The 20,999-nt window shown below is 56.6% G+C and carries 19 protein-coding genes; 3 read left to right on the top strand and 16 right to left on the bottom strand.

What is annotated here, in order from left to right:
- Positions 1-9 precede the first annotated feature (9 nt).
- The 15 genes from M5R41_04800 to M5R41_04870 form a co-directional block, all read right to left on the bottom strand.
- Positions 10-1,293 carry a hypothetical protein gene (locus M5R41_04800; protein MCZ7555706.1) on the bottom strand — a complete coding sequence of 428 codons (1,284 nt, stop codon included), beginning with the start codon at positions 1,291-1,293 and terminating at the stop codon, positions 10-12.
- Between the two features lie 165 nt (positions 1,294-1,458).
- Complete coding sequence (locus M5R41_04805; GenBank protein ID MCZ7555707.1) at positions 1,459-1,980, bottom strand: cytochrome c family protein; 522 nt, start codon at positions 1,978-1,980, stop codon at positions 1,459-1,461.
- Positions 1,981-2,158: 178 nt separating this feature from the next.
- Positions 2,159-3,673: an NADH-quinone oxidoreductase subunit N gene (locus M5R41_04810; protein MCZ7555708.1), complete on the bottom strand. Its 1,515-nt coding sequence runs from the start codon at positions 3,671-3,673 to the stop codon at positions 2,159-2,161.
- Between the two features lie 37 nt (positions 3,674-3,710).
- Positions 3,711-5,291, bottom strand: coding sequence for an NADH-quinone oxidoreductase subunit M (locus M5R41_04815; GenBank protein ID MCZ7555709.1), 1,581 nt, complete (start codon positions 5,289-5,291; stop codon positions 3,711-3,713).
- Between the two features lie 48 nt (positions 5,292-5,339).
- Positions 5,340-7,547 (bottom strand): NADH-quinone oxidoreductase subunit L, encoded by a 2,208-nt coding sequence (nuoL, locus tag M5R41_04820; protein ID MCZ7555710.1) that lies wholly within the window; start codon positions 7,545-7,547, stop codon positions 5,340-5,342.
- Positions 7,548-7,592: 45 nt separating this feature from the next.
- Entirely contained in the window at positions 7,593-9,527 is a 1,935-nt protein-coding gene (locus tag M5R41_04825; GenBank protein ID MCZ7555711.1) for a hypothetical protein, read from the bottom strand.
- Positions 9,524-9,826 (bottom strand): NADH-quinone oxidoreductase subunit NuoK, encoded by a 303-nt coding sequence (gene nuoK, locus M5R41_04830; protein ID MCZ7555712.1) that lies wholly within the window; start codon positions 9,824-9,826, stop codon positions 9,524-9,526. Before nuoK ends, M5R41_04825 begins: the two co-directional genes overlap by 4 nt.
- 17 nt (positions 9,827-9,843) lie before the next feature.
- Positions 9,844-10,338, bottom strand: coding sequence for an NADH-quinone oxidoreductase subunit J (locus M5R41_04835; protein MCZ7555713.1), 495 nt, complete (start codon positions 10,336-10,338; stop codon positions 9,844-9,846).
- A 32-nt stretch (positions 10,339-10,370) separates the two neighbouring features.
- On the bottom strand, positions 10,371-10,976 hold the full coding sequence (locus M5R41_04840) for an NADH-quinone oxidoreductase subunit I (GenBank protein ID MCZ7555714.1): 606 nt from the start codon (positions 10,974-10,976) through the stop codon (positions 10,371-10,373).
- Positions 10,977-10,988: 12 nt separating this feature from the next.
- Positions 10,989-12,101 carry an NADH-quinone oxidoreductase subunit H gene (locus tag M5R41_04845; protein MCZ7555715.1) on the bottom strand — a complete coding sequence of 371 codons (1,113 nt, stop codon included), beginning with the start codon at positions 12,099-12,101 and terminating at the stop codon, positions 10,989-10,991.
- 29 nt (positions 12,102-12,130) lie between these two features.
- A complete protein-coding gene (locus M5R41_04850) occupies positions 12,131-13,288 on the bottom strand; it encodes an NADH-quinone oxidoreductase subunit D (protein MCZ7555716.1) in 1,158 nt (385 codons plus the stop codon).
- An 11-nt stretch (positions 13,289-13,299) separates the two neighbouring features.
- Positions 13,300-13,770 (bottom strand): NADH-quinone oxidoreductase subunit C, encoded by a 471-nt coding sequence (locus M5R41_04855; GenBank protein MCZ7555717.1) that lies wholly within the window; start codon positions 13,768-13,770, stop codon positions 13,300-13,302.
- Positions 13,771-13,817: 47 nt separating this feature from the next.
- Complete coding sequence (gene nuoB / locus M5R41_04860; protein MCZ7555718.1) at positions 13,818-14,324, bottom strand: NADH-quinone oxidoreductase subunit NuoB; 507 nt, start codon at positions 14,322-14,324, stop codon at positions 13,818-13,820.
- A 14-nt stretch (positions 14,325-14,338) separates the two neighbouring features.
- Positions 14,339-14,794 (bottom strand): NADH-quinone oxidoreductase subunit A, encoded by a 456-nt coding sequence (locus M5R41_04865; protein ID MCZ7555719.1) that lies wholly within the window; start codon positions 14,792-14,794, stop codon positions 14,339-14,341.
- Positions 14,795-14,894: 100 nt separating this feature from the next.
- Positions 14,895-15,497, bottom strand: coding sequence for a DUF4389 domain-containing protein (locus M5R41_04870; protein MCZ7555720.1), 603 nt, complete (start codon positions 15,495-15,497; stop codon positions 14,895-14,897).
- A 154-nt stretch (positions 15,498-15,651) separates the two neighbouring features.
- Between M5R41_04870 and M5R41_04875 the strand changes: the two genes are divergently transcribed.
- Together M5R41_04875 and M5R41_04880 are read left to right on the top strand one after the other, a co-directional pair.
- Positions 15,652-15,990: a P-II family nitrogen regulator gene (locus M5R41_04875; GenBank protein MCZ7555721.1), complete on the top strand. Its 339-nt coding sequence runs from the start codon at positions 15,652-15,654 to the stop codon at positions 15,988-15,990.
- Between the two features lie 256 nt (positions 15,991-16,246).
- Positions 16,247-18,196, top strand: coding sequence for a C39 family peptidase (locus M5R41_04880; protein MCZ7555722.1), 1,950 nt, complete (start codon positions 16,247-16,249; stop codon positions 18,194-18,196).
- 212 nt (positions 18,197-18,408) lie between these two features.
- Here M5R41_04880 and M5R41_04885 read toward each other — a convergent pair whose 3' ends face one another.
- The gene (locus tag M5R41_04885) at positions 18,409-20,049 is read right to left on the bottom strand and encodes a DUF362 domain-containing protein (GenBank protein ID MCZ7555723.1); all 1,641 of its coding nucleotides are present in this window, start codon (positions 20,047-20,049) and stop codon (positions 18,409-18,411) included.
- 278 nt (positions 20,050-20,327) lie between these two features.
- On the opposite strand from M5R41_04885, the gene M5R41_04890 reads away from it, so the two are divergent.
- On the top strand, positions 20,328-20,867 hold the full coding sequence (locus M5R41_04890; GenBank protein ID MCZ7555724.1) for a hypothetical protein: 540 nt from the start codon (positions 20,328-20,330) through the stop codon (positions 20,865-20,867).
- Positions 20,868-20,999 lie beyond the last annotated feature (132 nt).

The following is a 20,999-nucleotide window of genomic DNA, read 5'->3' on the forward strand; positions in this document are numbered from 1 at the left end:
GTCTTCCTCCTAATCCCAAAGCCCGAGCGCTTCGGAGAACCAGTAACTGACTCTGGCGAAGGCACGCATGTCTGATTCGTAAATTTTGTTGGTCATGTACTGTCCCTGTACGTCGAAAGAGAGCATTTTCCAAGGACGGACGGTTGCGCCCACGACACCGACCCAGGTCGAAGTCTTGTCCAGGTTCTCTCCGAGCGCATAGCTGCTGTACACGGCACCTACATGCGGCACGAGCATGCCCTGCATGAGCGGATAGGTGAATTGCAGATTGAAACCGTCGAGATCACCGTCGTAGCTGACGTCCTTGGTGTACATGATGGAGGCGTACTTGTTGGCCGCGCCGAGAGAGACGCGCATGGCGTTGTCATCATCGTACATCACGGTGCTGACACGGCCGAGCAGAGTCAGTCGCGGATGGATGCGATAGTCCACGCCGAGGGCCACTTCCTGGTTCGCGCTCGCTTCGAGCAGCGCGAAATAAGAATTGTACGCCAGAACGGGCTCGCGATGAGCGAAGTTGAGACTCAGGCCCAGTGTGGGCAGAGCCTGGTACGTGGCGGCGACTTCGGCGCGTGAGGTGCGTTCGAAATTGAAATCGTAATCGAAGCGACCGTACAGCCACATGCGTCCGCTGGAATGCGCGACGTTGACGCTGCCGTACTGATTGGCGCGGGAGCCGTAGTCCATGAGCGTCGGGGTAAGATTCATCTGCTCATCGGGGCGCCAGGTCCAGAACAGTTCTGCCTCGCGGTGGCGGTTCATGTAGCTGAGTCCGATCTTGGTATCCTCGATGAGATACAGCAACAATTGACCACCGACTTGCCAGTTCTCGTCGATGTTGTGGAAGAAATCCGGCTTTTGCGCGACCGGTGCGAGCCCGCCGCCGTATGCGACGATTTCGACACCGTCCGTTGGCCGAATGTTGAGAGCGGCACCGTCGATGGTGCCGTAGTTGACGCCGGCGAACACCGGCTGGCGGCCGAGTTTAAGGTCGACCATGTCAAAGACATTCTTCACGCGCAGGTAGGCGTTGAAGAGACGGAGTGCGGGATCGTTGTGCATTTCATTGGAGAAATCCGTCGATCCTTGCAGATACGTGTGGAAGGAAACGTCGGAGGTACCGACGTTGAGCTGGATGTTTTCATAGGCACGGAGTTGTGACGTTGACGTGCCGTTGACATCCTGTCGTTCCCACCCGTAGGCTGATGTCACGAGCCGGCCGTTGATCGTCTGCGCATGCAGCGACCCGGCCAAAACGATCATGAACACCAGAAGGCTGTACACATGCTTCATGCGCTATCCCTCTTGCCTGTTGTTGAGTTCGGAAACATCGGACACCGCGTTCCGGCATTCAGTGCCTTCGGCGCGGTGTCGTAACGCGGGAAACGGTTGCTTCTATGCTGAAATGAAAAACCGGGCGGGCAATGCCGCCCGGTTTGTGCATTCCGCGTTTCGGATTTACTTGCCGGAAGGATGGGCGACCTTTTTCCAGGCCTCAGCGAACTTCAGCGGACGATAGGTCGGGCTCTTTTCGTTGTGGCAGGTCTTGCACTGCTTTTCGGCGCTGCCGTCGGCGACTTTCGGGAGCTGGAGACCCAACTTGACACCTTCTTCGACGCTCTTCGCATGCTTGTTCTTGTACTCGCTGCCCGCGCCGTGGCAGGATTCACATCCCACGCCCTCGGCGGCAAATTTCTTGTCGGTCACGTGGCAGCTCAGGCACTCCGGTGTTTCAGCGGCTTTGGTCTTGAAACCCTTCTCTGTGGCAATCTTGTCCGCTTCGGCACTTTGAAGGGTCTTGAATGCGCTGGCGTGCGGCGATTTTTCCCAATGCTTGTAGGATTCGCCGCCCATTTTCGCGTTGCTGTGGCAGGCCTTGCAGGTCTTCGCGCCACCATTTGTGGGTCCGGTATTGCTGGTGAACGCCGACACCGCCATGAACATGACGGCGAGTGCGATGAAGGTTGCTGCGGTTTTCATGGTCACCTCGATAGTGATGTAGTGCGGGAATTCGTGTAAACTCTATGTTCAGTTTCAGACAGCGATCAGCCACAGACCTGTTACACGACACGCAAGTATGACAAGTTCCGAATTTCTTGACGGTATTAATACTTGCTAGTATGAAAAATACGGCCTTCCGTGATACAAGACAAGTCTGTCAGCGAAGAAAAATCTCCACCGAGCGCTGTGCGATGGAAACGAGTGGTCCCCAGTACAGTCCAAAGACGATGGTGGGAACAATGAACACAAGTGCGACGATCGTTACGGAGGGTGCGAAGCGGAGATCGCCGTCGTTACCCGGTTTGGCGTCGCGAAGGTACATATTGCGCATAACGCGCGCGTAGTAGTAGAGCGAAATGGCGCTGTTGATAACACCGATAATGGCCAGCCAGTAGAACTGCCCGTCCATGACGGCCGAAAACAGCATCCATTTGCCGATAAATCCGGCAAGGGGCGGCAGCCCTGTCAGAGAGACGAGGAAGACGGAGAAACCCAGCGCGATGAGCGGGGCGCGTTTGGCCAGGCCGTTGTAATCGTCTATATGCTCGCTGCCGATCTTGTCCGCGACGACCATGACGATGTAGAAGGCACCAAGATTCATGAAATAGTACACCATGAAATACATCAGCATCGAGGCGATGCCCAGATCGCTCATGACAACGAGCCCCATGAGAATGTAGCCGGCGTGCGCAATGCTCGAATAGGCGAGCATGCGTTTGAGATTGTCCTGCCAGATGGCCACGAGGTTTCCGAGCGTCATGGTGAGAACGGAAAGCACCGCAACGATCAGGTTCCACTCAACGTAAGGGAGACTCGCCCAGCGGCCGGGATCCAGCAAGGCATCGAAAAACGTCACGTAGAAGAAGCGAATCATCATCGCGAAGCCGGCTGCCTTGGAGGCGACGGCAAGAAATGCAGTGACCGCTATGGGGGACCCTTCGTACACGTCGGGCGTCCAGAAATGGAAAGGCACTGCGCTGATTTTGTACCCAAAACCGGCGGTAATCATGATGAGCGCGATGATGAGAACAATGTACCCGCCCACGTTATGCGCCACCGCGCCCGAAGAGAGCGTTGCCTGTATGGAACTGAGTTCGAGCGATCCGGTGAGTCCGAACAGCAGCGAAATTCCATAGAGCATCACCCCACTCGACGCTCCGCCAAACAGCACGTATTTCAGCGCTGCTTCACCGGAACGACGATGTTTTTTGCTGAAGCCCGCCAAAACGTAGGACGGAATGCTGACCATTTCCAGCGCCATGTACATCATCAGGAGATTGGTGGCACCGGACATGAGTACCATGCCGACCGTGGTGGCGGCCAGAAAGCAGAAAAATTCGCCCATGCTCCCCTGCTGCTTCAGTTCGCCCGATTGCAGGGAAAAGACGATGATGACGATGCCGGTAGCGATTATCAGGACCTTGAAAAACACCGAAAACGGATCAATCGCGTACATGGCACCGAAGAGCTCCCTCGGCTCGCTGCCGGTAAACGCCAGTGCGAGCAAAGCCAGAACGAAACCGAGCAACACCACCATTCCGGTGGGCACGCCGGAATACATCCGGCCTTTCCGGCCGAGAATGAACTCCACCACCATGGCGAGCACAAAGGTGAGCGCCAGAATGATCTCGGGCCAGACAGAGGGGATGCTTGAGAAAATTATTTCGATCATGAGTCGTACTCTCGCTGTAAGCTCGTTCGGTATTCGATCAGAATGCGCTCATCAGTACCTGGCCGGCACTGTTGTTGACGAAGTCCACAAGGTGTCCGAGTGACGTGCTCATCCAGTTCAATGCCGGAGACGGATACACGCCCAACGCGATGATGATAATCGCGAGCGGAAGCAGGGTGAATACTTCACGCCCGTTGACATCCGGCATCACGTTTTCCCACTTCTCCGGTAGTGTCCCCATGAACACGCGCTGGAAGGTCCAGAGCATATAGCCCGCACCCAGCACGATACCGAGCGTGGAGAGTATTGTCCACAGTTTGTTGGTCTGGAAAGCACCGAGGAAGACAAAGGCTTCGCTGACGAAACCGCTCATGGACGGCAGGCCAATGGCCGCGAAAAACGCTATGACCGTGAAGAAGGAATACACGGGCATCTTGTTGTAAAGGCCGCCGAATTCGTTGAGCCCTCTCGTGTGGGCGCGGTCGTAGATGACGCCCACCAAGAGGAAGAGCATTGCCGTTATGGTACCGTGATTGAACATCTGGAAAACGGCGCCGGTCATGCCCTGCACGTTGAGCGCCGCCATGCCCAGAAGCACATAGCCCATGTGCGAAACCGAGGAATACGCGATCAGCTTCTTGAAATCCGTCTGCGCCATGGCACAGAGCGCACCGTACACGATATTGACGAAGCCCAGAATCATCATCGGTATCTGGAAGTACAGCGTCATCTCCGGGAAAATCGGAAAACTGATGCGCAGCAGACCGTACGTGCCCATTTTCAGAAGCACACCCGCCAGAATGACGGAAATGGCCGTCGGTGCCTCGACGTGTGCGTCGGGGAGCCAGGTATGGAAGGGGAAAATCGGCACCTTGATCGCGAAACCGATGAACAAGCCGATGAAGGCAAGCATGCGCGCCGTACTTCCCACAGTGGCGAACACGCCCTGCGTCACATTCGCGGGATCCATCATCGCGAGCATATTGAACGTGTGCACGCCCGTGGTCGGATCCACGGTGCTGAAATACAGGCCGATCATCACCAGCAGCAGCAGCACCGAACCCGCGAGCGTGTAGATGAAGAACTTGATGGCCGCGTACTCGCGTCGGGGTCCGCCCCAGATGCCGATAAGAAAGTACATCGGCAGCAGCATCAGTTCCCAGAACACGTAGAACAGGAACATGTCGATGGCGCAAAACACGCCCATCATACCCGTATCCAGCAGCAGGAACATCACGAAATAACCCTTGACGGACTTCGTGATACTGAAGGAGGAAAAGGTGGCGATGAAGCTGATCAATGCCGTCAGCAAGACCATGGGCATGGACAATCCGTCAATGCCGAGGAAATACTCGATTCGGATTTCGCCGAACCAGGGTGTCTCCGGGATGACTATCCATGGCAGACGTTCGACGAACTGCATGGTGGCGATTTCGGTAATACCGACCTTGCTGGTGTCGAAATTCATCCAGATAAGGATGGCCAACACTACCTGTAACCCGGTCATGATCGCGGCAGTGATCTGAATGCTGCGGGTCTTTTCCTTCGGGAGGAAGAGAATGATGATCATGCCGAGTACCGGCAGGAAGGTGATCAGTGTAAGGATGGGGAATTGCATCAATCCTCCAACAGTGAGCTCGTATAATGAATCAAATTCGTTCGTCTATTAGCGGAACATGTAGAACAGCACTACCACGCCGACGAGCACGAAGGCGATGTAGGTCTGAATACGTCCGGTTTGTGTCTTTTTGAACATGATGCCGAAAAAGCCGACGACGTATGCGGTGAGATTGACGCCGCCGTCGACGACCCATTTGTCGAACAGTCCGCTGATGCGCGACTGCAGTTGTGTTACGTACGCAGCGCCATTCACCGCTCCGTCCACCACCCAGGTGTCGAACCAGGCCATCATGCGTGCGGTAAGGTGAACGCCGGGTACGACGATCCATTTCTCATAGATCTCGTCGAAATACCATTTGTTCAGCAGGAAGGTGTGCAACGGTCGGAAACGATCCGCCATGCGATCGGGATCCACCATGCGACGGCGGTACATGGCGAAGGCGAACAAAATGCCCAGACCCGCCACGATGAGGGAAGTGATCATCGCCGGTGTATGCGATTCGTGTACCGCATGCTCCAGTACCTCCTGTGCGGGATTGCCCTGCGGCACGCTTGCCGGGGCGGCATGCGTGTGATCGGTGTGGCCCGGTGGTGTGGCATGCGCGTTATCGCCGGCATGCGCGTCCGCCAGCGGATGCCACTCCCCTGCCGTCACCGTAACGGGGGTTTTAATCCCCTGCACGAACCAGCCGCTGGGTCCGGACAACGGATTCCACGAGTAGAAGAACCACAACGACAGCGACGCGAGCACGATGATGGGAATTTTCATCGTCATCGGCGACTCGTGTATATGCGCAAACACATCGGGTCGCTTGGCATCGCCCAGGAAGGTCAGGATCACGAGCCGGAACATGTAAAACGCCGTCATGGCTGCGACCAGGAAGCCGATCCAGGGTATGATCGCTGCGATGTCGCCCCGTAGGCCGCCGAACGCCCATGCGCCGGCCAAAATCTCATCCTTGCTCAGGAAGCCGGAGAACAAGGGTACGCCCGAAATGGCGAGCGTCGCCGCGAGGAAGGTATAAAAGGTGACGGGCATCTTTTTCGCCAGTCCGCCCATATTCCGGATGTCCTGCGGATCGGTGTCGTGATCGTGCAGGTGATGCAGGCTGTGATGCATGGCGTGTATGACCGAACCGGAGCCGAGGAACAGGCAGGCCTTGAACATGGCATGGGTCACAAGATGGAAGAAGCCGGCCGTGTACGCGCCGACGCCCAGGGCCATGATCATATAGCCAAGCTGACTGACGGTGGAATAGGCGAGGACTTTCTTGATGTCGTTCTGCACCAGGGCGATGGTCGCCGCAACGAACGCTGTGATCGTACCGACGATGGCGATAACCAGCAGCGCCTCGCCCGACAGCATGGGAAACACGCGCGCAACCAGATACACTCCTGCTGCGACCATGGTCGCGGCATGAATGAGCGCGCTCACGGGCGTCGGACCCTCCATCGCGTCGGGAAGCCAGGTGTGCAGAGGAAATTGCGCGCTCTTCCCTACCGCACCCATGAAGATGAGTATACCCGCCGCGGTGAGCCAGACTTCCGAGCCGAAAGGCAAATTGCCCGCGGCGATGGCGGCGAAAATCTCGTCGAAACGGAAAGTGCCATAGCTGGCGAAAATGATGAGTATACCGATCCACATCCCGATGTCGCCCACGCGATTCACCAGGAAAGCCTTGGTCCCGGCGTATCCCGGCATGGGCTTTTCGTACCAGAAACCGATGAGAAGATAGGAACTCAGTCCCACCAATTCCCATGCCGCGTACATCATCAGGAGGTTGTTCGTTATCACGATGCCCAGCATGGAGAAGGCGAACACCCCGAGATAGGCGAAATAACGGTGATACTTCGGATCGCCCTGCATGTAGCCGATGGAGAACAGATGCACCAGCGCGGTGATGAGCATGACGACGACGAGCATCACGGCGACGATCTTGTCGATCATGATGCCCAGTTCGATGCGCAACGGCACATGGGCGCCGAACACGTTCATCGTCGTGTTGAAGTCCACCCACGTAAAGGACAGTTGCACCGGTGCTTCCGGAAAGCCCGGTATGGCCGCTGCCGGAGGAAGATTGAACGTGCCGATCATCACCACGAAGGCGAGCGCCAGGCCGATAAACATCAGCGTGGTTGCTATCGTGTCCCCTTTCCGCGGCAGACGCTTGCCGAACGCAAGCAGCAGCGCAAAGGATGCGAGCGGGATGAACAGAACGACCAGTGAGAGAGTGAGCAGTGTTTGTGCCGTCATAACAGTATGCGCTGTGTTCTGAGACTCAAAGTCGTTGCTCCGCGATCATTCGCGGATAATGGAAATTGTGACCATGTCGCCAGGGTTTCTCGCGGATTTGCCGCTTGCCTTCAGCCGCTCGGGAGCGACACCTTTGCCGGTCAGGTAGAGAACAATCGCTTCTGCGCGTATTTGCGCCAGACGCTGTTGCATGTCACCGGGTTTACCGCTCAGTGTTACGGTAATCTCTATCGCTGTTGAGGGATTATCGCTGAGCATTTGCTGGAGCGGTGCGAATTGCGTCCCCACATCCCCGAGTAACTTGACGCCGTCCTCGGAGAATTCCACACCGCGCAGCGGCGCGCTGAGACCGACACGGGGTTCAATGATAAGGGGCACGACGTCGGGGCAACCGTCGCTGTCGCGATAGCCGTTGATAATTTCCGGTTTGCCCGGACAGAGGTCTTTTCCGTCATGTATCCCATCGCCATCGCTGTCGAGCACGGTGGGATTGGCTCCGGCACGCACTTCATCGCCGTCCGTTACGCCGTCGTTGTCGGAATCGGGCTGCAGGGGATTCGTCTTGTACTGATTGACCTCGGCCCCGTCGTCCAGTCCATCTCCATCGCTGTCGGGATTTGCGGGATCGGTGCCGAGCTCGAGCTCTTTCGCGTCAGCGAGACCGTCGCGATCCGAATCCGCGAGGCGTGGATCGGTTTTGTGCCGCATGATTTCCGCATAATCGTCGAGGCCGTCAGAATCGGTATCAATACGCAACGGCGAACTTTTGTGCGTATGCACCTCGTCGCCGTCTTTGAGACCATCCTTATCGGTATCACCGTCAAAGGGATCCGTGCCGTGCGCCAATTCCTCACCGTCCTTGAGCCCGTCGTTATCGGTATCGGGATTGAGGGGGTCTGTTTTCTTCGCGATTTCTTCGGCGTCCGTCAGCCGGTCTTCGTCGGTGTCGGTCTTGAGCGGATCGGTGCGATACGAGTACACCTCTTCCCAGTCCGTGAGTCCGTCACCATCGGTGTCGGGATTCAACGGATCGGTGCCGGTACCGGCCTCGTAGGTATCGGAGAGGCCATCGCCGTCGCGGTCCTTGTGTCCGAAGAGGTATACCTGCACACCGAACGTCATGCTTCCCCAACTGTCCGCGTTTTCCGTGGAGCGGGTGCGGTCCACTCGTCCGGCGGTGTTGAACATTTCCTGCACATCCACCCCGAAACCATCCATCATGTCGTTGCCCGAACCGAGGAGGAAACGATAGCTGAGATCGAGGTTGAGGGCGATTGCATCGGTGAGGAGGAGATCGAAACCGAAACCGACGGGGATGACCGGCAGCGTATTCGCGCCTTCGGAAAGAGTGGATATTCCCTGCTTCACACCGGTGGGAGTGTCCACGCTGTACGTTTCGTCGCCAAGAGTCACATTCAACAGCGGTGAACCGTCCGGCAGCGTGCGCTCGATGTTCGAATTCTCATAGCGCATCATGCCCAGGCCGGTGGAGATGTACACATTGAGCCGGCTGCGGGGAAAGAGGTTCACCAGGCCGCGGACTTCTCCAAAAAGCAGCTTGTCGGTTTCCATCACCTGATGGCGCATGGCGGGATCGTCCGCAAAAACTGAAAAGTCGCCTCCGGGAAATTCGGTGAGACCGAGGAGACGCGGATCCTTATAAAACTGCCGTGTGTAAGCATCCTTGAACTCGTCGCGCAGGCGCCGGTTGTACACATACTTGCCAAAGCCGCCATCCACCTGCAGTGCCACTTCCGGCATGAAAAAATACTTCACGTGGAAGTGTGCGGCGCCTCCGAAATTCTGATCGGTAAATTCGCCGAAGTACTTGGTCAGTCCTCCGCCGGCGCCAATGACGAGCATTTCATCCGGCGACCACGAATAGGTGACCTTTTGTGCGGATGCCGTGAACGATGCGACGGTCAGCAACAGCCACAGAGCCGGAAATGCGTAACGGCGATATGACGGGTACTTCGTCATTCCCTGAGTTTGTTGATCTGATCCGCTTCCACGGTGTTGTTCATTTTGTAAATGTGCAGCACGATGGCGAGGGCGACCGCCGCTTCGGCCGCGGCCAGCACAATGACAAACAGGGCGACCACATGCCCCTGGAGTTTCAGTCCGTCGTAATACGCGAACGCGATGAAATTGATATTGGCCGCGTTGAGAATGAGCTCTATACCCATGAGCATGAGCACCGCGTTGCGGCGAATCGTGAGCGCAAGCACACCGAGGGAGAAGAGAATCGCGCTGACGACGAGGTAATGCGTCAATCCGATGTTCATCAGGTCCATGATCACTCCTGACGGCGGGCGATGAACGCCGCGCCCATGATGGCCGCGAGCAGCAGTATGCCCGCGAGTTCGAACGGCATGATGAAAGTAGTGAGCAGAAGCTCGCCGATTTCCATGGTCGTACCTTCAATATCCGGCATCATCCCGCTTGTCGGCCATGTAGCGCTGGTAAACACGTTGACAAGCGTTCCCATGACGAGACCGACGACGATGAGCGCCGGGATAGTTTTCATGGTCGGTGCCTGCACTTCGGCGTCGGTCGCCTTGCGCGTCAGCATGACACCAAACACCATCAGGATGAGAATGCCGCCGATATACACCATGATTTGTGCGACGGCCACGAAATCGGCATTGAGCAGCACGTAGAGGCCGGCGACGCCGAGGAAGGTGAACAGCAGCGAAAAGGCCGCATAGATCACGCTGCGCGAGAACACCACGACGAAACCGGAGATCACGGCGAGCGCTGCGAAGACGTAAAAAAGTATTGCGATTTCCATGTGTGTTGTATCGTTTTTTCGCCGATGGAGAACTACTGACCTTCTGAGGGGGATGCATTCGCCGCCGCGTCCGCATCCGCCTTGGCCTTGGCTTCGGCGTCCGCTTTCGCTTTGGCTTCGGCTGCGGCCTTTTTCTTGGCTTCCTGTTCGAGACGAAGCTTCTCGGCGTTCGCTTTCTTCTCCTCCACTTCTTCAGGAGACATGGTCGAGAAGCGATAGAGAAGGTCATCGCGGTTGTATTCGGAGAATTCGAACACGTCGGTCATTTCAATGCATTCCGTCGGGCAAGGTGGTACGCAGAGCCCGCAATAGCAGCATTTGGCGATGTCGATGTCGAACTGCGTGACCCAGAGCCGTTTGCGATTGCCGGTGGAGGTTTCACCGAGATCCTCTTCGGCGAGGGCTTTCACCGTTTCGATAGTGATGCAATTTACCGGACAGGCCTTGGCGCATTGATCACAGCCGATGCAGTCGTCCATGTTGACGTAGAGTCTGTTACGCACGCGCTCCGGCATTTCGCGCTTCACCGTAGGATACTGAATGGTCACGTTTTTCGTGAACAGATGTCCCCAGGTGATGCGCATGCCTATCAGCGCCGTGGCGATTCCGTCATAAATATCTTTGAAATATCCGCCCATGTGCGAATGCCTTTACTTGAGGAGGATAACGAGTAAACCGACGAGCAACGCGATACCGAAGGAAAACGGGATGAGCACCTTCCAGCACATGTACATGAGCTGATCCACCCGCAGTCGCGGCAGCGTCCAGCGAAGCCAAATCATGGCAAAGACGAAAAACAGACCTTTGAACGCGAGCCAGCCGAACTGCTCCACCGGCACCAGCCAGGACACACCTACCAGATCGCCGAGATACGCGCCGAAGGGACTGTGCCAACCGCCGAAGAACAGCACCGCGGTTACGGCCGACACGAGAAACATGTTGGCGTATTCGGACATGAAGAACATCGCGAATTTCATGCCGCTGTATTCCGTGTGGTAGCCCGATACAAGCTCGGATTCGGCTTCGGGGATGTCGAAAGGCGTACGGTTGGTTTCGGCCAGCGCGGAGATGTAGTAGATAACGAACGTGGCAAGGAAAAGCGGTAAAAAGACCAGATTCGCCCAGGATCCGGCGAGTACCGTGCCGCCCGCGAGCACGACATCGTTCTTCGGTCCGCCGAAGACAAGCCAGTTCCAGACGGGACCTGCCTGTGCGTGCACGATGTCCTGAAAATTGAGACTGCCGACGAACATCACGACAATGACGAAAGCCATCGCGGCCGGAACTTCATACGATACGATTTGCGCAACCGCGCGCATGGCGCCGAAGAGACTGTATTTGTTATGCGACGCCCACCCCGCCATCATGATGGCGGCCACGTTCAGAGAGCCGATAGCGAGCAGGTAGAACAAGCCGAGATTCAGATCCGCGCCGACATAGAGACTGCTGAACGGAATCACGGCGAACGCCGCGTACGCGCTCATGAAGGACAGGAAGGGTGCGAGATTGAACAGCGTCTTGTCCGCGCTGGAGGGTGTGATGTCTTCCTTCTGCAGCAGCTTGAAGACGTCGGCGATCGGCTGGATAATACCCCACGGTCCGGTGCGCATAGGACCGAGACGGTCCTGCATCCAGGCGGATATTTTCACCTCGCCGAGAATGGCGAGCAGAGCGTAGAGCAGCAGGAAAACCAGCGGCAGCGCGCAGTACAGGATCAGTGTGAGGTAATTGTCGCCGAGCAGAGATTGGAGCAAAGATTCCATAAATGCCAGCAGTTCAAGTGGTGCGTCTGTTACCTGTCAATTTCGCCGAGCACGATGTCGACGCTTCCGAGAATAGCCACGATATCCGCGATGAGATGTCCGCGGGAAATGTCGTCCATCACCGAGAGGTTGACGAAGCTGGGGCCGCGCGCCTTCACGCGGAAGGGATTGCCCGTGCCATCGCTGACGACGTAGTAGCCGAGTTCCCCGCGCGGATTTTCGACGCGGGTGTAGATTTCGCCTTTCGGCGGTCGAATTTTCTTGGGAATCGCGGAGGTGACGTCGCCCTCGGGAAAGGATGCAAGCGCCTGTTCTATGATGCGGCAGCTCTGTTCCATTTCGCGTACGCGTACCATGTGACGGTCCCAGCAGTCGCCGAGCGTCCCCGCTTCGCCGGTTCCGACAACCACGTCCCAATCAAAACGATCATAGATGCAGTACGGATCATCGCGGCGCAAATCCCAGTTCACGCCGGAACCGCGCAACATGGGTCCCGAGCAGGAATAGCTCAGCGCCACATCCGCCGGCAGCACGCCGATATTGGCGGTACGTTCGATGAAAATCTTGTTGTAGTTCAACAGATTATTCACCTCCACCACTGTCGGCCGGAAGTGCTTGATGAAGGCAGCGACCTCCTGCACGAAGCCGTCGTGCACGTCGTGCGACACGCCTCCCACCCACATGTAATTGTACAGCAGGCGAGCACCACAGGTCTTCTCGAAAATATCGAGAATGTATTCGCGGTCGCGGAAGCAGTACAGGAATGGTGTGAACGCACCGATGTCCATGCCGAAGGTACCGATTGCCACGAGATGCGAGGCGATGCGCTGCAGTTCCGCCATGATAATGCGAATGTACTCCACCCGATCCGGCAACTCGATACCCATGAGCCGCTCCACCGCGAGCACATAGCCGTGATTGTTGTTCATCGCGGCCAGATAGTCCATGCGGTCGGTGTAGGGAATGACCTGGGGATAGGTCATGTTTTCGGCATGCTTCTCGAAGCAGCGGTGCAGGTAGCCCATATGCGGGATGACCTTTACGACCATTTCGCCGTCGAGGACCAGTTCGAGTCGCAGCACACCGTGCGTGGACGGATGCTGCGGACCCATGTTGAGTACCATCTCGTCGGTGGTCAGCCGGCCGGAGGCGATGTCTTCCTGAAGGGATTCGAAGGTGTGATTCATATCCGCCAGTCTCAGTACGGGACTTTCATGCCGTTGTAGAATTCAGGGACCTGGTAGTCTTTCCGCAGCGGATGCCCCTCCCAGTCGTCCGGGAGCAGGATGCGGCGGTGATCGCGATGGCCCTCAAAGGTAACTCCGATGAGATCGTACGCCTCCCGTTCGTGCCAGTCGGCGGTTCGCCAGACTTTTTCCACCGTCGGGATGAGCGGATTATCCGCGGGCACGATGACCTTCAGCGTCAGCTTGTGCATGAGCCTGGTGCTGTGCAGGTGATACACGGCACCCAGCGTGCCGTCGCCGTAATCCATGCCGCTGAGGCACATAAGGTTGTCGAAGAGCAGCGACTCGTCATCACGCAATTGCAGTGAGACATCCTTTATTGCCGTGGCGGGTACGATGATGCAGGGCACGGCTTCATCGAGCGTCAGTGCATGCTCGGGGAAGAGCGTGGTGAGGTATGCGTGAATGTCGTTTGCAGTCATGGGAGTGATCGTGCTGTGATTATTGCCCGGCGTGTTGCGCTGCGAACTTACGCGGCCGCTTCGCTTTTCTCTTGTTTGACCACGGTGAAGGTGCGCACTTTTTCCTGCAGGCGCATCCAGCCTTCGAGCAGTGCTTCGGGACGAGGCGGACACCCGGGGATATACACGTCCACGGGTACGACACGATCGACCCCTTTGAGGACGTGGTAGCCGTGTTCCCAGTACGGGCCGCCGCAGTTCGAGCAGCTCCCCATGGACACGACGTAGCGCGGTTCGGCCATTTGCTCGTACAGGCGCTTGACGCGCGAGGCCATTTTGAGCGTGACGGTACCGGCCACGATCATCACGTCGCATTGACGGGGGCTGGGGCGCGGCAGAACGCCGAAACGCATGATATCGTTGTGCGACGCGCTCGCCGCCATCATCTCGATGGCACAGCACGCGAGACCGAAGGACATCTGCCAAAGCGAGCAGAGGCGCGCCCAATTCAGCACACCTTCGACGCTGGTGATGACGATGTTGCTGTTGTCAAATTGCTTGCTGAGAAGTCCCATGTTCTGTCCTTTCGCTATTCCGTCGTTCCGGCGGTCTGTACGTCGCCCGTCTGTACTCTTCGCAGCGGGGATCGGTCCACAATATCGTCGAGACGCGGAATGCGCGGCTCCGGACGGACCCATTCAAGATCGCCTTTCGCCCAGAGATAGAAGTCCGCGAGGAAGAGAATGATGATGAACAATGCCCCTGCCGCATAGGCGAACATCCCCAGCTTCTGATAGATGAGCGCCCAGGGAAAGAGCACGACGAGTTCGACGTCGAACAGAATAAAAATCAGCGCGACAACGTAGAAGCGGATGTTGAAGCGCATCCACTGCGGACCGATGGGATCCTCGCCGCACTCGTAGGGAAGGAGCTTCTCGTGCGTGGGATTGTGCGGCCGCAGAAGCTTCGCGACAAGCAGACCACCGGCCACGAACACCAATCCGAGGATGATGAAGATCAGGGCTTTGCCGAATTCCGTGAGCATGTGTTATTGTCAGATGTTGCTAGAGACAACGAAGTCGGAACAAGCTAATGGAAAAAACAGACAAATCAAAAGATGGCGATAATGCAATCTGATACCCTGATTACATTTCGTCGGAAAAACGCTCCAGAGCGGCCTGCGGCTGACTTCCGTTGAAGGGCGGGTATTCATCCACCAGGAGCAGAGAATACGCGCGCAAACGGGCATTATAGATGAAATATGCTTTCAGCCACGCATACTGCCAGTCCGCAAGGCGGCCGAGTACGAGGATGGTGAGCGTCGCCATCATATGTGTGATAAAAAACGGAACGAAATAGCCGACGGAAAAGAAAAAATGCGGAAAGAGCAGCAAGGGACGCAGCAGCGTCGTCCAGCGCGACAGGCGCTGCGGATACTCGACCAGAACACCGATACCGCGACGTTTTTCCGCATCGCCGGTAAACGGCGGATACATGTCGGTGAGATAGAGGGCATAGGCCGCCAGCGTCGCCGTAAAGCGAAAATACCCTTCGAGAAAATCCCAGAGAAGCTGGGGATTTCTACCGAGAAGAACGGTCGCAACCCACGCGACTGTATGCACGAGCGCCATCAGCACCGTGTAAGGTATGGCCCAGAGCCAGAGCGGCAGCAGCAAAAACGGACGCAGCAACAGCATGAGCCGGGAGGGATGTTCGGGTTTGAGGATGTGGAACACCGCTGGATACATGCCGTAACTTGCCCTCTTGTGATCAGAATGAAAACATGATGGAGACCGCCGTGCGTGAACGTACAGTACAATGCTACGAAACGCGGGCCAAAGATAAAACTTTGACTTTTCGACGTCACCACATAACTTTCTATCCCCATTCATCGGTATGTGCATGAAAAAAATCGAAGCGATCATACGGCCTTTCAAACTTGACGACGTGCGCGACGGCTTGCTGGAAATCGGCATTCAGGGCATGACCATCACCGAAGTGCGCGGCTACGGGCGGCAGAAGGGTCACACCGAAACCTACCGCGGCGCGGAGTATCAAATCGACACGCTGCCGAAAATCAAGCTCGAAATCGTCGTCGCCGATCATCTCGCCGAACCGGTGATAGACACCATCATCAAATTCGCCGCCACCGGACAGGTAGGCGACGGTAAAATCTTCGTCCTCCCCGTCGAAGACGCCATCCGCATCCGCACCGAGGAGAGCGGCGACGGGGCGTTGTAGGTACGAGGAAGCTACCGTCACTCACTATCAATTTCCGGCTACCGGGGAAGCTCCATTCTGTCGTAATACCTGTTAACGGGCGACTACCGTTGATGCTTTGGCTGGATTATCGCCAAGGTACCCCTGGTCTGCATGCATATCGGATATTGCATGTTCCCCCATGCAATTATACTTTGGGGATACAGTTATCATTTTCTTGGTTCCGGAGCCCGCCGGGCGCATTGTTCCGCACCTTTCACAGCAGGGTATAGAGATCATGAACACACCGTTTCTTCTGACTCGCATGGCGCTGCTTGCGGCGCTTGTTCTTATGCTGCTCGCTTCATGCAGCGAGGATCCTGCCAACGATATCGGCAATGGCCTCGATCCGGCAAATGTGCTGGAATCCACGAAAACAAGTATCGGAGCTGAGGGTGGTACCGTATCCCTGAGCGATGGCTGTAGGGTCGACATCACCGCGGGCGCGCTATCCGCCGCCACGGAGATACAGCTCGCAAAACTGCGGCAGGATGACTTTTTCACGGGAGCGGGCTTGCTCGTATACGATGTGAGCGCCGCGAACGCCCCCTCCGCTATCACCGTGACGCTGCCTGCGTCCAAAGGACAAACCAGCGAGGATTTCGCCGTCTTCAACTACGACCCGACCTATGAGGAGGAAATCGACGGCCGTGATGTGCCGTTCACCTATGACTCGGTCAGCGGCTCTATCTCGGCCGTGATTCAGACCGATGGCGTTCGAGGCGGAGCCGGTCCCCGGAAAGCGCTCACGGGAATCAAGCGCACACGCATCGTCGTGGCGAACGAAGCCCTGGTCGAACCCAGTGTGAGCACGAAAACCATCCCGATGCCCTTTTATCAGCAGGATGCGAAAACATGCTATGCCACCTGCGTAAAAATGCTCGCACGCGCATACTCGCCACAAGGAACGACGCAGGTCTGCGACATATTGAAGTGGATTGATTATCCGCCGACGACCGGGCCGAACTCGTACATGTATCAGTGGCACATGCCGTCGCTGATACGGCGGAGTACGGGATCGACAGCGCAGAGCGGACGGTACTGGTGGGCGCGATCGGCGTTCAACAACCTCATTACGCAACTCGATGCAGGATATCCGGTCGTCATAGGGCGTATGGGGCATTCCATTCTGGTCATCGGCTATGAAAAAACATCTCCGCTGAAAGGTCCGAGCTCCTATCGCTATCTCGTCAACGATCCCTCCGGCGACTACGCGCCGAACACCTGGAAAAACTGGGACTGGCTGTTTCAGCGCAGTTTCGATTTCAACACCTTTGTCGAAATCTGGATACCGCAGGCACCTCCCGGCAGCCGAACGCTGCAAACTCTCGGCATGCCGATGACTTCAGCCACGGGACGTGTTGAATTTTTGCAGACGAATGAAGACACCGGCGAAGACATTCCGATGGTGTCGCTCGATTTCAACAAGGCGCAAACAACCGGGTACGGCTGGAAATACCGCACGCAATGGGTATCGCGCATCCCGGAGGAGGCGTCGAAAATCCGTGTGCAGGCGCAACTGCGCAATGCCGATGCAACGAAGACTCCTCGCCTGGGCGTGTCCATGAAAATTGCGCAACACGGCACGGGAGGAGGAATATTCACTGCAACAGATTTCCTGACTCCGCCTTCATCCGGCGCGAAGAGCGAGTACATGAAGACCGTCCCGTTGTCGGACTTCTACAAAGCCGGTGGTGATACGACGTGCACTCTGACGATGGAACTGTTCGATGCACAAGGCACCACCGTTGACAAATGGTCGGTTGATTTCACCCTCTCCCCTGCCGCCGCCGAATATCGCATCATCAAGGAAAGCGGCAACGCCACGCCGTCGGGCATCACCCTCACGCTCCCGACGCAGGTAGAGTTCGGAAAGTCCTACCACATTCGCGGCGTATGGGCGGACGTACCGACCTATCCCGACGCGCAATACTCCGTGCTGGGTGGTTTTGTCAGCGATGAAACGGACCTCGAGAAGGAACTCTGGGTGCAGGCGGTGTTCCGTGAAAAGTTCGTCGATCTGAAAGGTTTTCACCATTATTTCGACGACAATATCAGCATTCCCGACACGGACAAAACCCGCAAATACTTCAAGCTCCAGATCACCATGCGCGCATACGACGCATCCAACGCCTCGGCACCGTACTGGCTTCAGACGAGGATATACAAGATTCCTATAAAGCAGTGAGGGGATGGGTGAAGAGTGAAGAGTGAAGAGTGAAGAGTGAAGAGTGAAGAGTAAAGAGGTCTGTAAGTGCTATATTTGCGGCCGGACCCGGGAATCGGGAGCGCGTCTCCTGTCCGTCGGGATTTTTCTCCTTTTTCTTTTTAACCCTTTACAGCCCTTCACTCTTTACTCTTGACTCTTCACTCTTTCCGTACCTCCTCACAATAACCGCTTCAACGAAGCAATGTGACTCTGCAATGTGCATTTCCCGAAACGGAGGCAATGCGCGCTATGTAGAGGCCGGCGGGCAAGTGTCCGGTATGCCAGCGCAGAGTGTGCGTGCCCTCCGCTTTCCAGCCCTCGGAAAATGACGCAACGCGGCTGCCGCGAATGTCATAGAGGTCAATATGCGCGTTCCCGGCACGGGGCAAAGTGTACTCGATCAATGCGCTGTCGCGCACAGGATTGGTCAACGCCTTGATATGGACGTGCAGCGGCAGGCCTGCAGCCGGCGCGGCGGAGAGTGTACTATAGTCGAACGGCTCGTTGACGAGATGGTAGTACTCTTCGGATTGTCCGTCGTAGTTCCGCCGGAGATAGGGGCACACGAGCGGAGTACGCGGCATTTCCTCCAACACAGCGAGTTGCGGTGTCCCACCATTCCAATCGTACACCGGTATTCGCCGGGGATCCATTTGTCCGAGCAGGCCGCGCTCGCGGGCGAGGTGAAACAGTCCGAAGTTGCCGGGTTCATGACCCGCGAGCCAGGTACCGACGACGTCCACAAGCAATGGATCCTTCCCGAAGATCAGGACATTGCTCATGAAATCCTGCGGTGTGTCGTTGGGTCCCGGTCCCTTGGTGAAACCGTTGCCGTTTCTCCCGTAAATGCCCTCGATAATGTTCAATCCGACATTGGTGACACGTATCGAGTCCAGTGTGCGATGCGCCCAGGTCTCCATGCCCAGACCACCCATGCCGTCCGTTTCGGGTCTGTCCCAGCGGGGAATGCCAGCGGCGCGATGCCGGGCGTATGCTTCGGTGACGCGCTGCTCGATGTCCGCGTGAAACACGCTCCTCTCGGCGCCGCTGCGGTTTTTCGTGGCTTCCAGTCCCTCGCAGAAATGCACGAGCGGGGCAACGACCATTCCCTGGAGGTTCTTCGTGCACAGCGTCATCCCCATACCATGCGTTTTGAACTTGGCAATGTTCAGCAGCCAGCTCTGTTCGTCGTTGCAGGGCGCGAGAAAACCGATGCGGTTGAACATGACGCCGTCGGGGACGTCGCGCCAAATCACTTCCGTACCGGTTTGCAGATCCTGAAAGCGCATGTCATAGATATTGCGGCCCGATGGAAAATCGAAGAGATGCATGCCATGTTTTGCGGTCACGGCTTGCATGCGCTGTCCCGTCACGAGGTACTCACCGGTACAATACCCATTGGCCATCCAGTTGGCTTCGCGTGCGAACATGTTATAGCCGGGGAAACCCGTTTCGCGAATGCCGCCGAACAATCCGTCCATGAAGTCGATGTCGGTGATGATCCCCATTCCTTCCGGCGTATTTCCCGTGCCCGTCGTGCAGGTGAGATTGGGTTTCACAGCGAGGGCGTGAGAGAAAGGAATACCGGTACTTTCATGCCCGGTGAAATACTCCCGCGCGAAGGACAGTCCCTCCGCGCGTTTCGCGTTCGTATCGAGCTTATCTCCCACGTTGGTCCTGCGGATAAACACCGACTCCGGATGGGCCTCCACGAAGGGATGCGGCTGCAGGTGCGAAGGCGCCGGTGTTCTCCTCCCCCATCCCGTGCGCGGGAACAGCACACCCGCCGCCGCCGCCGTTGTGACCCCTGCAAGAAAATCACGTCGTTTCATCGCTACCTCACTCGTTCGTGAACGGAATACTCGGCACATACGGTAGACACATGAGCGGGCAATTCGTTCCCTACCGGAGATAATAATTGCACGCTTGGCGATGTTACGACGAAATCCTGACGAACGCAAATGTATCCATCATTCGGGTCCGAAACTGAAGTGCATTGAAATAACCTGACGGAAAGTCGATACAGTCGCCGGAGAAATCGTGAACGATCCGTCGCTCATAAGGGCCGGACGCGCCGGGCGGAAGCGGCCGGGCCATACCGGAGTGCTTCATGAATCACCCACTTTTGCATCGAATGTGGGAGGTTCATGAATCGCCCACTTTTATGACGAATATCGGTGTTTCATGGATCGGCCAAGGGATACGTACGCCGATCAACACGGATTGGAGCGGATTTACACGGCGCTTTTTGATATGCGTGGTGCTCGGAACATCCCCTCTTGCTGCATTCATGGGTGCTTCACGAATCGCCCACTTTTATGACGAATATCGGTGTTTCATGGATCGGCCAAGGGATACGTGCGCCGATCAACACGGATTGGAGCGGATTTACACGGCGCTTTTTGATATGGGTGGTGCTTGGAACATCCCCTCTTGCTGCATTCATGGGAGCTTCATGAATCGCCCACTTTTGCATCGAATGTGGGAGCTTCATGAATCGCCCACTTTTATGACGAATATCGGTGTTTCATGGATCGGCCAAGGGATACGTACGCCGATCAACACGGATTGGAGCGGATTTACACGGCGCTTTTTGATATGGGTGGTGCTCGGAACATCCCCTCTTGCTGCATTCATGGGAGCTTCATGAATCGCCCACTTTTGCAAGAAATGTGGGTGGTTCATGAATCGGTCAAGGGATACGTACGCCGATCAACACGGATTGGAGCGGATTTACACGGCGCTTTTTGATATGGGTGGTGCTCGGAACATCCCCTCTTGC

This window comes from Bacteroidia bacterium (assembly GCA_027493955.1).
Lineage (GTDB): Bacteria > Bacteroidota > Ignavibacteria > SZUA-365 > SZUA-365 > JAOSJT01.